Below are 15081 nucleotides of genomic sequence, written 5' to 3'. Positions count from 1 at the left end.
CCATGGCAAAGGTGTTAGAAATTGGTGCAAAATTATAGCACCAGTCTTCAAATTAACAAAAAATTACATTTTAGCTGAAATAACAAAAAGATGCAGTGTCTTTAAATGCAAAAAACCCCGAAATGGGATCGGGGTTTTTTATTAAGGACAATTTAACGCTTAAATTTTTTCTCAGCTTTCTTAAATTTTTGAATATAACGACGTTTACGCGCAGCGACGCGTTCATCGATTTGCGACTTACGTCCTTCAAATGGATTTTCTGAGGTTTTAAAGTCAATTCGTACAGGCGTGCCTTCAAGCTTATACACTTTACGAAATACGTTTTCTAGGTAACGACGATAATCCGCTGGGGTTTTATCGACTTTATTACCATGAATGACAATTGTCGGAGGATTTTGTCCACCCATATGTGCATAACGCATTTTAATACGCTTCCCGCTAATCATCGGCGGTTGATGCGCATCTGTTGCATCATTTAAAATTTGAGTTAATTTCGCAGGTGAAACTTTTAAATGCGAAGAATCATAAGCACGGTGAATCGATGGATATAACTCACCTACGCCTGTGCCATGCAAGGCAGAAATCAGATGTACTTTTGCCCACGGAATAAAGTCAAAACGACGATCAACATCCAGTTTACATTGCTTGCGATCGTACTCAGTCATGTTGTCCCATTTATTAATAGCAACCACCATGGCACGACCCGCTTCAAGCGCATAGCCAATCAGATGTAGATCTTGCTCAACCACACCTTCACGAGCATCCAAAACCACAACAATCACATGCGCATCTTTAATCGCCTGTAGTGTCTTTACGATTGAAAATTTTTCAATCATTTCATCCACTTTACCTTTACGGCGCACCCCTGCGGTATCGATCAAGGTATATTGGCGACCATCACGCTCATAGGGGATATAAATCGAATCACGTGTCGTTCCAGGCTCATCAAATGCCACAACACGTTCTTCGCCTAACAAACGGTTGACGAGTGTTGATTTACCGACATTTGGACGACCAATAATCGCAAGTCTTAGTCCTGTATTTTTGTCATGTTCTTCTGGATTTTCATCTTCAGGAACATCTTCAAGCACATCTTCAAGCATCTGTGCCACACCGCGACCATGGCTGGCTGCAACATGAATCGGTTCACCAAAGCCTAGTTTATAAAACTCGACTACGGCTGCTTCAGCGTGTACACCATCCACTTTATTAGCAACTAAATAAATTTTCTTACCTAGACTGCGTATTTCACGGGCAATTTGTTCATCTGAAGCAAGTAAGCCTGCACGAGCGTCCACCACAAAAATAATAATGTCAGCTTCGTTGATGGCAGTTTTTGACTGTTCTGCCATGTAAGCATCGATCCCCGCTTCGCTTTCGCCGATACCGCCTGTATCTACCACAATAAAGGATTTATTTTGGTAAACGGCATCACCATATTTACGGTCACGCGTAAGCCCCGCAAAATCGGCAACAAGTGCATCACGACTCTTGGTAATCTGGTTAAATAGCGTTGATTTTCCGACGTTGGGACGACCAATGAGCGCAATAACGGGTTTCATAAAGTAACCTACATTCAAGATCAGCCATTTGGCATGAACAAGGAAATAATAAGGAAGATTTTAGGTCATAGACCTGAATAAAAAACAACGGGGCTTTGAATATTATATACTCAAACACCCCGACGAATTTGAAGCAAAGAATTCGCGAATGGCTAGTTTAACACAAGCCCGTCTAAAATTAACGGTTTTGCCAAACAGTAAATTCACCTTTGCGTGTGGAAACATAAAGCTGATTATCCACTACACGTAAAGTTCTCACTTCACCACTGGTTTTTGATCGACCCACAAGTTGTCCATTGTTTGGATCAATCAGGTGCAAATAACCATCTAAATCACCGACCACCAGATCAGAACCTAATACCACTGGGTTACTCAACTGACGGTGCATCAAAGCATCACTTTCCCACGCTTTTTCGCCTGTGGTCAGATTATAAGCCACAAGTTTACCATCAGTTTGTGCTACGAATACTTTGTCGTTACTGACCTCAGCACGTTTATTGCTACTAGCGTCTTCACTCCAAACCACTTGCTGTGCAGCGACATCAATCACGGTGACTTGTCCCTGATAACTGGTGGTGACCAAAAACTGTCCCACCACTACCGGATCACCATCGATATCAATCAGACGTTGTACATCTGAGCGACCTTCACTGACTGCAACGCGACGCTGGAAGCGTGGTACACCACTGATCACATCAATGCCGTACACATAAGCATTGGCCGATGCCACGATCACGGTATGATCGTCCAGCATCACTGGAGAAGGCTGTCCACGCAAGCTAAATTGTACATTTGGCATTTTATACGCCCAAAGCTGCTGTCCAGTCTGTAAATCATGCGCAAAGACTGTACCGTCATTGGCAATGGTCACTGCACGTCCATCTTTGATTAAAGATGGACTCAGCAAAGCACCACTTAATTGTGCCTGCCATTTTTTTTGACCTGTGCTTTCATCCAGTGCAAACAACTCACCTTTGGCACTACCCACTAAGACCACGCCTTCTTTGGCTTCGACACCTGAAGTCAATCCGTGTTTATTGACACGAGTTTCCCATAGACGTTGTTTACCACGATAGGCAGCAACTTCACCTTTTGGATTTACAATAAAATTCACACCATTATCAGAGTCAAGCTGTAAACGTAGTGGATCGGCTTTGTCTGTTGAAGAAACGCTTTGTGAAAAAACGGGAACCAGTGTTTTGGCCTGTGCTAATTTTGGCAAAGGATTTGGTTTCGGTTCTTCTACTTTAAGTTTATTCGTGGAGCAACCAACTAAAGCTGCTGCAACCAAAGCAAGCGCAAACGGGAGTGTAAATTTTCTATCCATTAAGACTTATCCACCTGTGTGTCTATAATCGGGCGTTCAATCTCAGGATCATCTACTAAAACGCCAACACTTTCGAGTTTAATTTGTAAAATTTGGCGCTCTTGCTTGCGCTTTGCCAAATCATCCCACGCACTTTGATAGACTTTTTTCGCAGAAGCAATATCTTTCTTCGCGACATAAATGTCACCACGCGCTTCTTCAGCCGTGGCCTTAAATGCAGGATCTGTGACCAATGCCAATGTTTTTAAGGCATCGTCATATTTATTTTGTGCAAGTTGAGCATATGCCAAACGAAGTTTAACCAGTTGCAATAGACCATCATCATTAAGTTTTGAGTTTTCAACTTTCTTCAATGACTTTTCTGCTGCGGCATAATCGGCTTTGTCATACGCCACTTTTGCCAACATCAGTTCAGTTTGAATGGCTTGTACTGAATCTGGCGCATCTTTGGTAATTTTATCTGCTGAGGCATATAAGTTACTAAGTGCATCTGGATTTGATTCAGCGCCTTGTGCCTGATCCATAAGTTGTTGCACTTTTGCAGTACGCACCTGATTTTCAGCCAGTATTTTTTTCTGCCAATATTGCCATCCAAAAAAGGCGATGAGCGCAATCAAAATACCGCTAATGATGGCAGAGCCATATTTTTTACCGAACGACTTTAGATTATCCAGTTGTTCTTCTTCAGTTAACGCACTCATCTACGTTCCTTTTCCTTCAGCTTTTTCGCTTATTTTGCCAATTTTTCAGTTAAAAATGAAACCAGTTGCTCGATCGCGACAGTGGATTGTTCAGCAGTTGCTAACTCTTTTATGGTCAATTCACCCGCATTCCATTCACGCTCACCCAAAATCATGGCATAGACAGCGCCAGACTGATCGGCTTTTTTCATCTGGCTTTTCATGCTGCCCTGTGAACCAGTTTTGATACGCAGTGAACTATTGCTTGTTTCAAGCTGATCACGTAACTGTTCTGCCAAAATCAGTGCACGACCCTGATAAGCAGGTTCAGCCACTAAAAAAACATCACAATCACGGACGACCTGCGCTTGTTCAATCTGCTCAAGAAGCAGCAATAAACGCTCCATTCCCATCGCAAAACCAACAGCAGGAACAGATTGATCTGCTTTCCCTTTCAACTGCCCCACTAAACCATCATAACGTCCACCTGCACAAACGGTGCCCTGTGAACCCAATGCTGTAGTCGTCCACTCAAAAACAGTTTTGTTGTAATAATCCAGACCACGTACCAGCTTTTGGTTGATCACAAAAGAAATACCAGCATCCGTTAAATACTGTTGCAGTTGTTTAAAGTGATTCATGCTGTCTTCTTGAATGAAGTCATGCAATTTCGGCGCATTTTCTAAAATTTTCTGGGTCGATTCAATTTTTGAATCTAAAATTCGTAGAGGATTTGTGGTTAAACGGCGCTGTGAATCTTCATCCAAAGCATCTTTATGCTGAGTCAAAAACTCAACCAAGGCTGCACGATATTCTGCCCGTTCGTCCATTTCGCCTAAAGTATTCAATTCAAGCTGGACTTTATCCGCCATTCCTAGACGTTTCCATAAACGCGCAGTCAATAAAATCACTTCAGCATCAATATCAGGGCTTGCCACACCAAAGGTTTCCACTCCAAACTGATGGAATTGACGATAACGCCCTTTTTGTGGTTTTTCATAACGGAACATCGGCCCAAGATACCAGACACGTGGTGTAGCCCCACGCAATAAATTATGCTCTAGCAACGCACGAACACAACCAGCCGTACCTTCAGGACGTAAAGTTAATGATTCTGGCGGCGTTCCCTTGTCAAAAAAGGTATACATTTCTTTTTCAACAATATCCGTCGCATCACCAATCGCACGTTTAAATAAACCTGTTTGCTCAACAATTGGCAATCGAATTTGTTGATAGCCATAAGTATCCATTAAAGATGCTAGATGTTGTTCTAAACGTCTCCATGCAGCCGTTTTGCTCGGAAGAATATCGTTAAAACCCTTGATTGCAACAATTGAACTCATGACTTACTCAAAACTTGTACGAATAATTTCTTTAGATTTTGCTTCTTCAATCGCTTTTACACGATCACGCACCATTGACTCGATTTCCTCAACCAGTTGATCTGTATCAATTAAATGGCTTTTTTCACCATTACGATAGACCAATGAACGAGGAGATGCCCCAACAACTCCAATATCAGCTTCTTTAGCCTCACCAGGCCCATTGACCTTACAGCCAATCACGGAAACATCCATGGGGGTACGTATATCTTCCAGACGTTCTTCTAGCATCTGCATCACTTTAATCACGTTAAATTCCTGACGTGAACAGCTTGGGCAAGCAATAAAGTTAATGCCGTTAGAACGTAATCCCAATGATTTTAAAATATCAAAGCCGATTTTAATTTCATCTTCGGGTTCTGCTGCCAGTGAAATACGCATGGTATCGCCAATGCCTTCCATCAGCAAACCACCCAATGCAATCGCAGACTTCACTGTACCTGTACGGTAAATCCCTGCCTCAGTCACCCCTAGATGTAATGGGTTATCAATCTGTTGGGAGAGCAGACGATAGGCATCCATGGTCAAAAATACGTTAGATGCTTTAACGCTGACTTTAAATTCGTGAAAATCCAGTCGATCTAAAATATCAATATGACGTAGCGCAGATTCAAGCAAGGCTTGACCTGTCGGTTCGCCATATTTTTTCTGCAAATCTTTTTCCAAAGAACCCGCATTGACCCCAATACGAATCGAAATACCATGGTGACGCGCTGCCGCTACGACCTCACGTACTTTTTGATCAGAACCGATATTCCCCGGATTAATCCTTAGGCAATCTGCACCATAGTCTGCCACAGCCAGTGCAATTCTATGATCGAAGTGAATGTCGGCAACCAAAGGAACCGTAACGCGCTTACGAATTGCTCCAAAAGCCTCCGCCGCTTCCATCGATGGAACAGACACGCGCATGATATCCGCGCCTGCATCAGCACAACGTTGAATTTGCGCAACTGTCGCATCGACATCACAGGTTTCAGTATTGGTCATGCTTTGCACGCTAATCGGGGCATCACCACCGACATAGACTGAACCCACACGAATTTTTCGTGTTGGGCGACGCTTGATTGGATTTTCGATCATGGTTTCACTCTCATTTAATCTTCATTAACGAGATAAACGGAAATCTGCTTTTCCATTTACCGTATATGGAGACAATGAAATCGGTTCTTGGTTTAGACTTAATGACACAGCAGTTGCATCATCCAGACGAATTTGAAACGGTGATTGGCCATTTAAAGTTAAAGTTGATGCCTGACGACCGGTTGCCAACACTTTACCCGTCGAATCAACAATATGTATCGAAGTTGGACGATTAAAATTAAGCACCAACTCATCTCCAGAAGTTGCTGCTCCATTATTTAATGGCAAGACTTCAACATTCGAATTTTGCGGTGCGACCATATTCGTTTTCTTGGCAGACCAATTTTGCAGCATCGTCACAATGACGCCAATTACAATCAGAGCTAAAATCAGGATCAGACTACGTTTTAACCACTTTCTATTACGATCACTTTTTGAACCTGGGAGTTTCCCCATGATTTTAATCGGTGAATTAGTTAAGGCATGATTCGGTAATAAACCTGTATCGTTCGCATAAATTTCATCGAAGCGCTGAATAATCGCAGTTGCATCCGTCTTTAAGTATTTCGCATAAGAGCGATAATAGCCTTTGATAAATGCAGGTTCTGGCAGGCTTTTATAGTCATCTTGCTCTAAAGCAGTTAAGGCTTTAAGTGGCATATTTAAATCAGATGCCACATCATTTAACTCAAGCTTCTGGGCAAGACGAATCTGACGTAAGTACTCACCTGGACGTTGAACATTTCCTAATGCTGAAGTAGGTGAACTTGAGCCAGTTGGCTGCTGTGAATTAGGATTTATTTCCATACGGCCTCAGTACTATACTGTAATTGCAAATAACGTTTATATTCTGAACTATCTGGGAATAAAGCACGCAGTTGATTGATCAGTGCCTGCATTCCCATTCGATCACCATTGGCTCGTGCAACACGAATCCCTACCCAAAGTGCACGTGCACCCTGATTGGTTTGCCCCACTGTACGCACATATTGTTCATACATTTGAGTCGCCGCTGGCATTTGCTGTTGCAAATAAAAAATCTCTGACAACTCTAACATAGATACATAAGAGTCGCGGTTTGCCTGTAAAGCTTGTTTGAATGACTTTTCAGCATTCACACGATCGCCAAGCAATACGTAGATACGCCCCAGATTTTCAAGGGCACGATAACGCTGATCATACCCAAGTGTTGCCCCTGCAATCGTAAATTGTTCAATCGCGTCATTATAACGTTTCAATTGGTATAAGTACGTACCATAATTATTACGAGCTTGTGCATTGGTAGGTTCTTCCGAGATTGCACGTTTAAAATACGTGTCTGCTTTCTCGAGATTTGTTGCACTACCTTCTTGTTGTAAGAGTACACCCATCATCATATTGGCCATGGAGTCACGCGAGTTCACTTCCAAAGCCTGATCCAATGCGCGTTTAGCAGCATCCAGATCACCAGACTTGATATATTCAGCTGCAAGTTGTGTACGGACTTGCACCGCTTTTTTAGGGTCTTTGGTTGTTTTTTGAGATTGGCATCCCGTTAACAGCAACGCCATCAAACATGCTGAAATCCAGACTGTGGAACGTGAAGTGAATCTACTCAACAACTCTACCCCCAATATATTATCCCTGTGAACGAATAATCTCTTGTCGCTCTGCGACTTTCTTTTTCCATTGTTCAGAACGACGGGTACGATCCGCGACCTGTCCTACCAGTTGACCACACGCCGCATCAATATCATCGCCACGTGTCTGTCGAATCGTACACACAAATCCAGCATCAGACAAAGTTTTTTGAAAGGCAATAATCCGATTTCGGCTAGAACGACCATATGGCGCATGCGGAAATGGATTAAATGGAATCAAATTTATTTTACTTGGTAAATTTTTTAATAGTTTAATCATTTGTTGTGCATGTTCAGGGTGGTCATTGACACCATCGAGCATCACATATTCAATCGTGACATGTTTACGCGTACTTTCATTGCCACCTTTGGCCAAATAACGCTGACAAGCAGCAATCAATTGCTCAAGTGGATATTTTTTATTGATTGGAACTAACTCATTACGCAACTCGTTATTAGGTGCATGCAAAGAAATTGCCAGTGCGACATCAATATCCTGTGCCAGTTGATCAATCTTGGGAACCACGCCAGAGGTAGATAGCGTTACGCGGCGCTTGGACATCCCATAAGCAAAATCATCCAACATCAACTGCATCGAACTCAGGACTGCATCGTAATTTAGCAATGGCTCACCCATGCCCATCATCACGACATTGGTCACAGAACGACTACGCTCTGCTACAGGCACATCTTCCATATAAGACTGATTGGCGACCCAAAGCTGTCCAATAATTTCATCAGGGTTTAAATCACGTTGGAAACCTTGCTTACCCGTAGAACAAAAAGAACAATCCAGTGCACAACCCACTTGGGATGAAATACACAATGTTTTACGGGATCCTGTCTTGTCTTCAGCAGGAATCAAAACAGTTTCAACCAGTGAACCTGCACCATCCCCGACACGGAACACCCATTTACGGGTTCCATCTTTGGAATAATGACGATGTACCACTTCAGGTGCTGTAATTTCACAGACCTGTTCAAGTTTGGTGCGCAATTTTCCTGAAATATTGGTCATTTCAGCAAAATCAGTGACAAAATACTGATGAATCCACTTCATCACTTGTCCTGCACGAAACTTTTTCTCTCCTAATTGTTCAAAAAATCCTTCTAGTTCTGCGCGGGACATACCCAATAGATTAACTTTGGCACGGACAGCATTTTGCACCGCATCAGCAGGCTGTGCAGGTTCTGTTGGTGCTGGGAGATCTATTACAGAAGCCATGAGATTACCTAAACCATAGAAGTGACGAAGAAATATTGCCTAATATTTCAGCAAATTCATTCAGAGAAAAATAAAAAACCAGATAAGTATAATACCACTTATCTGGTTTGGATGCTCTCGATTAACGAGTGCGTGGGAAGATCTCTTCAGCAGCGAAGAAATACGCAATTTCACGCTCAGCAGATGCTACAGAGTCAGAACCATGTGCAGCATTTTCATCGATGCTGGTTGCGAAGTCAGCGCGGATTGTACCTGGTGCTGCTTCTTTCGGATTCGTTGCGCCCAAAATTTCACGGTGTGCAAGAACTGCATTTTCGCCTTCAAGTGCAGAAACAACCACTGGACCAGAAGTCATGAATGCCACTAGGTCAGCAAAGAAACCGCGCTCTTTGTGCTCTGCATAGAAGCCTTCAGCCTCTGCTTGAGACAAATGCTTGTATTTGATCGCAACTGGTTTTAAACCCGCTTTTTCAAAACGTGCAATGATTTCGCCAATGTGGTTTTTACCAACAGCATCTGGTTTGATGATTGATAAAGTACGTTCGATTGCCATGAGTGGCTCCTCGCTTAAAATTTTAAACGTAAAAAATTGGGCGCATTATACCGAGGTCAACGGTAATAATCAGCCTTGATTGTGTAAAAGTTATCAATTTCCGATGATTTTTTAGCGAACTTCGTCAATCCATGCCATTTGAATGGCTTCTAACAGCCCTTCAGTCGATTTAGTCGGGTCATCTGAAAAATCTGGCAAAGCACAAATCCATGCGTGTAAATCAGTAAAACGAATCCATTGTGGATCAACATCTGGGTGTGCATCACTCAGTTCAATTGCAATATCAATGGTATCCGTCCAGCGTAAGCCCATGGTCTATCCTGTTGCATCAATCAAGTAAAGGCTACTTTAGCAAATTTCAGGCAAAGCGAACATGTGAACTGTTGGATTTATTAAAGGGCAATCCACATGCAAACTTATAAATGAATATTCATCAAAGGTGCTGCAAAAATAATTCCACACCCGACCACAGTCCCAATCACAGCCCCCACGATCACATCACTTGGATAATGTAATCCCAATACCATACGCGACAATGCCACCAAAATGGTAAAAGGAAGCATGATTATAATCAAAATTGGCTGGATATAACCTAATGCGATGCTCGCCATGACCGCATGTAAGGTATGACCTGATGGAAAACTAAAATGATCCAGTGGACGTTCACCCAGTACAATGACCTGATGCACCTGATAAGGGCGCGGGCGTGTGGTTTTATGTTTTAGAAATTTATAAATTCCAGTTCCTACAGAACCACCTAATAATAAGTAAATGATTTGTAGACCATAAAACAACCCTTGAGATAGCCAAACCATAAACAGCATGACGTACCAAAATAGACCATCACCCAGCCGACTGATGATTTTAAAGAAATGCGCAATTCGCTGTGAATGCGAAAAATGGTTCAGGTACAAACAACCTTTTAAATCTAAATCCAGTATTCTAATTTTAGCGTTTTTAAAATTCATGGTGACACTCCTCTCACTTAAACGGAGATTTATACTCGGTAGAACTCTTTGACCACCTGATATAAGGCTTGTTCCATTTGATACACAGGTTGTTGCCAACCGCTTTGTTTAACATGCTGAAGTGCATGTATTCCCATCTGTTTTAACTGTAATCTTGCAGGCAATTGATATAAGGTTTGAATAAATGTATTGACTTGACCTAAAGGACTCAGCCAACCACTTACCCCATGCTCTACATACTGACTGGCACAAGCATAATCATAAGCCACTACAGGCAACCCACTTGCCATTGCCTCAAGAACCACGTTACCAAAAGTTTCTACCTGACTAGCAAATACAAAGACATCAGCACTTGCATAAGCAGTTGCAAGATTCTTGCCAGTTAAACTTCCTGTAAAAACAACCTCACAATTCTCTGCCATCTGTTCTAGGCGTGTGCGATCTGGCCCGTCCCCCACAATCACCAGTTTAAATTTTCGATGCTGCATCCGTTGCATGGCTGCATAACTTTGAATTAATAGCTGGATTTCTTTTTCGGGAGATAAACGTCCGACATACAACATGACGGTCGTGTCATCGCCAGCATGCCAACTTTCTCTTAATTTCTGACAACGATACTGCGGAGAAAATTTTTCAGTATCCACACCCCGCCCTACGATACTTAAAGGACAGGTAATCCCGAAACCACGCAAGGCTTTTTCAGTATCCTTACTCGGCACACAGGTCATATCCGTGCTGTTATGAAACCAGCGTAAATAGCCCTGAATCGGTTTAAGTAAAAAGGCCAGATCAAAGAATCGACTAAAATCCTGAAAAGGCGAATGAAACCCGCTAGACACAGGAATATTTCGAGCTTTTGCTGCTTGCAGTGCCGTCAACCCTAGTGGCCCCTCTGTCACGATATGCACCACATCTGGTGAAAATCCAGCTAAAGCCTTACTTACCTTCAAATATTGAGGCCAGCCAAACTGCAAACCAGGATACTTGGGTAAAGTTTGTGCGATCACCAGACATTCTTTATTGGGTGAAAATTCTTCACATTTTAGACTTTGCTGTGGTCGTACCAGTAAAATTTTGTGTCCCTGCTGCTGTAAACCCTTGCACAGTTGTAATAAAGATAAAGCCACGCCATTAATTTCGGGTGGCCATGTCTCAGTGACAATGGCAATTTTGAGTTTGGGACGTACCAATTTATCCAGTTCATGCCAATTTTGTTGAATTTGCGCATGTCTGTTTTTAAAATAGAATTTAAAACTGTCTGGGAAATTTTCTTGTTTTAGCAGCGTTGTAGCGAATGAACCTTGCATACAACTATCCATTTGATTTATTTTCATAGCTCAAATATTAGACAATCGTTTTTACATTTTGATGATATCCAGATGACAGTTTTTTGACAAAAAAAGCATATCGAAATATGCTTTTTTTTGCTCACTCAAAATCAATCAATGCTTTTGTAATTTGGCATAATCTAATAATACATTCGCCGCTTCATTCACAAAGGTTTCTTCCTCTGGTAATGGCGGACGTGCATTGATCTTCATTTTGGCACGAGATTCGCTCAATGCATCTAATGATGCCTGATAACTTTCCCAATTACTAAAAGGTTTTAATCCTGTCGCTGCACGACGCTGATTTTCGGCATCGAGTGTTTGTTTTTCCAGTCTTAAAATTTCCGCCTTACGCTGATCAATATCTAACACAATACGTTTTTGATCTTTGGTTTCATCCGCAATTGCACGGCGCGCTTCAAGATATTTAAATTGAGGATCAACCGCAACACGGGCTTTAGATTCCTGAGACAGCTTTTCTACGTAAGGCTGGATTGAACCTTCACGCTTAAATGGAGCCGTTGGAATGGTATCCCACTTCAATGCATTTTTAGCTTTACGTTCACCAAACTCCTCATCATAAATATCCACGAGCTTGATGTCTGGAATAACGCCTTTATTTTGAGTACTTCCACCTGTAATACGATAGAACTTACGTTGCGTTAAAGTCGCCTGACCATGTGCCAAGGTATCAAGTTGAACTTGGGCTGTCCCCTTACCTGTGGTGGTACTTCCAATCACGATCCCGCGCTCGTAATCCTGAATAGCAGCCGAGTAGATTTCGCTGGCAGAAGCTGAAGCCAGATTCACTAATATGGCCAATGGACCTGCATAAGTTTGTGCGCCGCCATCGTTATCTTCAAACACACTGACATTGCCATTACCATCGCGAATTTGCACCACTGGCCCAGATTTGATGACCTGTCCGAGCATACGTGCCACTTCTTCAAGTGAACCACCTGGGTTATTACGCAAATCAATCAAAATACCATCCACTTTTTTAGCAGAAAGTGATTTCAAAGCATTGTTGGTATCTTCAGACACTGAACGATATTCTGTTCCCGCACGGCGCGCACGATAGTTTAAGTAGAACGAAGGAATTTCAATCACACCAAAGGTATGTTTTTTGCCATCACGCATAATATCAACGGTACGTGAACGAACACCTGCATCTTCTTCCTGAATCACATCACGCACCAAACTTACAGTACGCGCCTGACTCATGGAGGCACCTGGCCCGAGTAACTTGATCGTGACTTTGGTTCCGCGTTTACCACGAATCAACCCGACAATCTCAGCACTCGACCAGCCGACCACTTCGACCATTTTGTCGCCATCCTGAGCAACCCCAACAATGCGATCGCCAGATTTGACCTGACCTGACTTACTTGCAGGACCACCTTCTACAATGGTTTCAATTTTAATATAGTCTTCATTACCGCGTTCAGGACGGATCGAAACCCCAATTCCTTCCAGTTGCAGCGTAGTCTGACGATTCAACTCCATTGCATCAATCGGTGGATAGTAATTACTGTGCGGATCGTAAGTTGCCATCATGGCGTTTAAGGTTTTGTCCAACACATCATCACTCTTCACGCGACTAATACGCTCAAGCTGACGGGTATAACGCTTGGTGAGTGTTTGAACAGGCGTTAGATCTTCTGGACTGGTTAAATCCTGACCATTTGCCAGCTCTGGATTGTCTTTCAAGGCTTTTTGTTTAGCCAGATCTTCTTCTTTACTAATGGTGAGGTTAATCAGCTGCGACACCAACATTTTACGCCAGTAATCTTGCTGTTCAGCGGTATTTTTAAAATAGGCTGCTTTCTCACGATCAGTATCAATGAAAACATTCGGCTGATGTAAATTTTGTGGCTTTTTCAGTTCAGATAACATGTACTCATAAAAGGCACGTAGGCGTTTACGGTACTGATCATGTATCGCATACGGACCAGTCAAATTCCCTGCTTTCAGCGCCGCGCCAAAAGTCGAGCCATATTTTGTTTTATAGTCCTGTACTTCAGAAGCCAAAAATAATGAATGATCAGGATCCAGACTATCCAGATACATATCTAAAATACGATTGGAAGTATTGGCATCCAGACGCATATTTAAATAATGCTGACGGTCGACCAATGTCGCTAACTGGCGAGAAACCAGTGCTTGTTCCTGAGTCGGTTGAATGGTTTGAGAGATGGCCGCAGGTGCAGTATCAGTTGCCGCAATTGCTTCGTTTATCGCATGTGTGAAGAACAATCCACCAGTCGCGACTGCAACTGCACAAGCTATCGTTTGAAGTTTCATAAATTTTTAATACTTCCTTGGATTTTCCAATATTACCCGCTGTGCCATCGACCCCGAATGTCACAGATTCAACATCTTAACCAACTTAATTTGTGTATGTCGTGTAGTTTTATCATATTCTATGCTGGCAGAATGTAGCAAATCATTGCAAAATTCCGCTATTGTTTTATCCAAAAATTAGACGAGCAACCTTTATGATCGGCGCTTTGATGCTAGACATTGCTGGCACAGAACTTACACAAGAAGATATTGAACTCTTACGCGCTCCGCAAGTCGGTGGCATGATTTTATTTGCACGAAATATTGAATCGCCACAACAAGTGCGTGCATTAACAGATCACATGCGCCAAATCCGCCCAGATATTTTAATTGCTGTCGATCAGGAAGGCGGACGTGTCCAGCGTTTAAAAACCGGATTCACCTTATTGCCTGCAATGGGACGTTTTGGTGAGTTATATCAACACCAACCAGAACAAGCGATTCAATTGGCTGAGCAATGTGGCTGGCTCATGGCAACTGAGGTTTTAGCGGTTGGTATTGATTTTAGCTTTGCACCCGTTTTGGATATCAATGACCTAAGTGATGTGATTGGCGATCGTGGTTTTGCCAAAAATCCACAGGATATCGTGCCATTAGCATCAGCCTTTATGAAAGGTATGCAACAAGCAGGTATGGCAAATACGGGCAAACATTTTCCCGGTCATGGCTCTGTGCAGGCAGACTCGCATGTTGCCGCAGCGATTGACCATCGTAGTTACGATGAAATCTATCAAAAAGACATGCAGACGTTTATCCAATTGATGCCACAACTGGATGCACTCATGCCGGCCCATGTGATTTATGAACAGGTCGATCCTAACCCTGCTGGTTTTTCACCATTTTGGGTTCAAGAAATTTTGCGTAAGCAGTTAGGTTTTGATGGCGTGTTATTTTCAGATGACCTGAGCATGCAAGCAGCTTGTGTTGCGGGTGGAGCTGATGCACGTTTACAGGCGGCACTTTCCGCAGGCTGTGACATGGGACTGGTGTGTAATGACCGCTCATCGGCTT

Annotated in this window: 14 protein-coding genes; 1 reads left to right on the top strand and 13 read right to left on the bottom strand. The window is 42.7% G+C overall.

From position 1 onward, the window contains the following. Nucleotides 1-152: 152 nt before the first annotated feature. The 13 genes from der to J500_RS13465 all read right to left on the bottom strand — a co-directional run bounded on the left by der (nt 153) and on the right by J500_RS13465 (nt 14031). Nucleotides 153-1562 carry a ribosome biogenesis GTPase Der gene (der, locus tag J500_RS13525; RefSeq protein WP_004992690.1) on the bottom strand — a complete coding sequence of 470 codons (1410 nt, stop codon included), beginning with the start codon at nt 1560-1562 and terminating at the stop codon, nt 153-155. A gap of 178 nt (nt 1563-1740) precedes the next feature. Then, entirely contained in the window at nt 1741-2889 is a 1149-nt protein-coding gene (gene bamB, locus J500_RS13520) for an outer membrane protein assembly factor BamB (protein WP_004994841.1), read from the bottom strand. Beyond that, nucleotides 2889-3590 (bottom strand): YfgM family protein, encoded by a 702-nt coding sequence (locus J500_RS13515; protein WP_004994846.1) that lies wholly within the window; start codon nt 3588-3590, stop codon nt 2889-2891. Before J500_RS13515 ends, bamB begins: the two co-directional genes overlap by 1 nt. A gap of 29 nt (nt 3591-3619) precedes the next feature. Beyond that, on the bottom strand, nt 3620-4912 hold the full coding sequence (hisS, locus tag J500_RS13510) for a histidine--tRNA ligase (RefSeq protein ID WP_034700078.1): 1293 nt from the start codon (nt 4910-4912) through the stop codon (nt 3620-3622). Between the two features lie 3 nt (nt 4913-4915). Then, nucleotides 4916-6034, bottom strand: a complete 1119-nt coding sequence (ispG, locus tag J500_RS13505; protein ID WP_004992682.1) for a flavodoxin-dependent (E)-4-hydroxy-3-methylbut-2-enyl-diphosphate synthase — start codon at nt 6032-6034, stop codon at nt 4916-4918. Nucleotides 6035-6058: 24 nt separating this feature from the next. Then, the gene (locus J500_RS13500; protein ID WP_034700075.1) at nt 6059-6841 is read right to left on the bottom strand and encodes a helix-turn-helix domain-containing protein; all 783 of its coding nucleotides are present in this window, start codon (nt 6839-6841) and stop codon (nt 6059-6061) included. Next, nucleotides 6832-7584 carry a type IV pilus biogenesis/stability protein PilW gene (pilW, locus tag J500_RS13495; protein ID WP_004994852.1) on the bottom strand — a complete coding sequence of 251 codons (753 nt, stop codon included), beginning with the start codon at nt 7582-7584 and terminating at the stop codon, nt 6832-6834. The genes J500_RS13500 and pilW overlap by 10 nt, the downstream gene beginning before the upstream one ends. A gap of 67 nt (nt 7585-7651) precedes the next feature. Beyond that, nucleotides 7652-8878 carry a 23S rRNA (adenine(2503)-C(2))-methyltransferase RlmN gene (rlmN, locus tag J500_RS13490; protein ID WP_034700071.1) on the bottom strand — a complete coding sequence of 409 codons (1227 nt, stop codon included), beginning with the start codon at nt 8876-8878 and terminating at the stop codon, nt 7652-7654. Nucleotides 8879-8999: 121 nt separating this feature from the next. Next, nucleotides 9000-9431, bottom strand: coding sequence for a nucleoside-diphosphate kinase (ndk, locus tag J500_RS13485; RefSeq protein WP_004994861.1), 432 nt, complete (start codon nt 9429-9431; stop codon nt 9000-9002). A 111-nt stretch (nt 9432-9542) separates the two neighbouring features. Then, on the bottom strand, nt 9543-9743 hold the full coding sequence (iscX, locus tag J500_RS13480; protein WP_004994862.1) for a Fe-S cluster assembly protein IscX: 201 nt from the start codon (nt 9741-9743) through the stop codon (nt 9543-9545). Nucleotides 9744-9847: 104 nt separating this feature from the next. Next, nucleotides 9848-10399, bottom strand: coding sequence for a phosphatase PAP2 family protein (locus tag J500_RS13475; RefSeq protein ID WP_004992665.1), 552 nt, complete (start codon nt 10397-10399; stop codon nt 9848-9850). Between the two features lie 29 nt (nt 10400-10428). Further along, nucleotides 10429-11706 carry a glycosyltransferase family 4 protein gene (locus J500_RS13470; RefSeq protein ID WP_004994863.1) on the bottom strand — a complete coding sequence of 426 codons (1278 nt, stop codon included), beginning with the start codon at nt 11704-11706 and terminating at the stop codon, nt 10429-10431. Nucleotides 11707-11841: 135 nt separating this feature from the next. Continuing rightward, a complete protein-coding gene (locus J500_RS13465) occupies nt 11842-14031 on the bottom strand; it encodes a carboxy terminal-processing peptidase (protein ID WP_004994865.1) in 2190 nt (729 codons plus the stop codon). A gap of 194 nt (nt 14032-14225) precedes the next feature. Here J500_RS13465 and nagZ point away from each other — a divergent pair. Continuing rightward, nucleotides 14226-15081: beta-N-acetylhexosaminidase (gene nagZ, locus J500_RS13460; protein WP_034700068.1), on the top strand; the 856-nt coding region annotated here is incomplete at its 3' end.

It is taken from the genome of Acinetobacter sp. 479375 (assembly GCF_000581715.1).
In the GTDB taxonomy this organism is placed as follows: Bacteria; Pseudomonadota; Gammaproteobacteria; order Pseudomonadales; family Moraxellaceae; genus Acinetobacter; species Acinetobacter ursingii.
This window is presented reverse-complemented; position numbering and strand designations above follow the sequence as displayed.

Coding starts and splice junctions, on each gene's coding strand:
- J500_RS13475 (WP_004992665.1), bottom strand. CDS start 10,399: ATGAATTTTAAAAACGCTAAAATTAGAATACTGGATTTAGATTTAAAA.
- ndk (WP_004994861.1), bottom strand. CDS start 9,431: ATGGCAATCGAACGTACTTTATCAATCATCAAACCAGATGCTGTTGGT.
- ispG (WP_004992682.1), bottom strand. CDS start 6,034: ATGATCGAAAATCCAATCAAGCGTCGCCCAACACGAAAAATTCGTGTG.
- der (WP_004992690.1), bottom strand. CDS start 1,562: ATGAAACCCGTTATTGCGCTCATTGGTCGTCCCAACGTCGGAAAATCA.
- J500_RS13515 (WP_004994846.1), bottom strand. CDS start 3,590: ATGAGTGCGTTAACTGAAGAAGAACAACTGGATAATCTAAAGTCGTTC.
- bamB (WP_004994841.1), bottom strand. CDS start 2,889: ATGGATAGAAAATTTACACTCCCGTTTGCGCTTGCTTTGGTTGCAGCA.
- iscX (WP_004994862.1), bottom strand. CDS start 9,743: ATGGGCTTACGCTGGACGGATACCATTGATATTGCAATTGAACTGAGT.
- pilW (WP_004994852.1), bottom strand. CDS start 7,584: ATGGCGTTGCTGTTAACGGGATGCCAATCTCAAAAAACAACCAAAGAC.
- J500_RS13500 (WP_034700075.1), bottom strand. CDS start 6,841: ATGGAAATAAATCCTAATTCACAGCAGCCAACTGGCTCAAGTTCACCT.
- rlmN (WP_034700071.1), bottom strand. CDS start 8,878: ATGGCTTCTGTAATAGATCTCCCAGCACCAACAGAACCTGCACAGCCT.
- hisS (WP_034700078.1), bottom strand. CDS start 4,912: ATGAGTTCAATTGTTGCAATCAAGGGTTTTAACGATATTCTTCCGAGC.
- J500_RS13470 (WP_004994863.1), bottom strand. CDS start 11,706: ATGCAAGGTTCATTCGCTACAACGCTGCTAAAACAAGAAAATTTCCCA.
- J500_RS13465 (WP_004994865.1), bottom strand. CDS start 14,031: ATGAAACTTCAAACGATAGCTTGTGCAGTTGCAGTCGCGACTGGTGGA.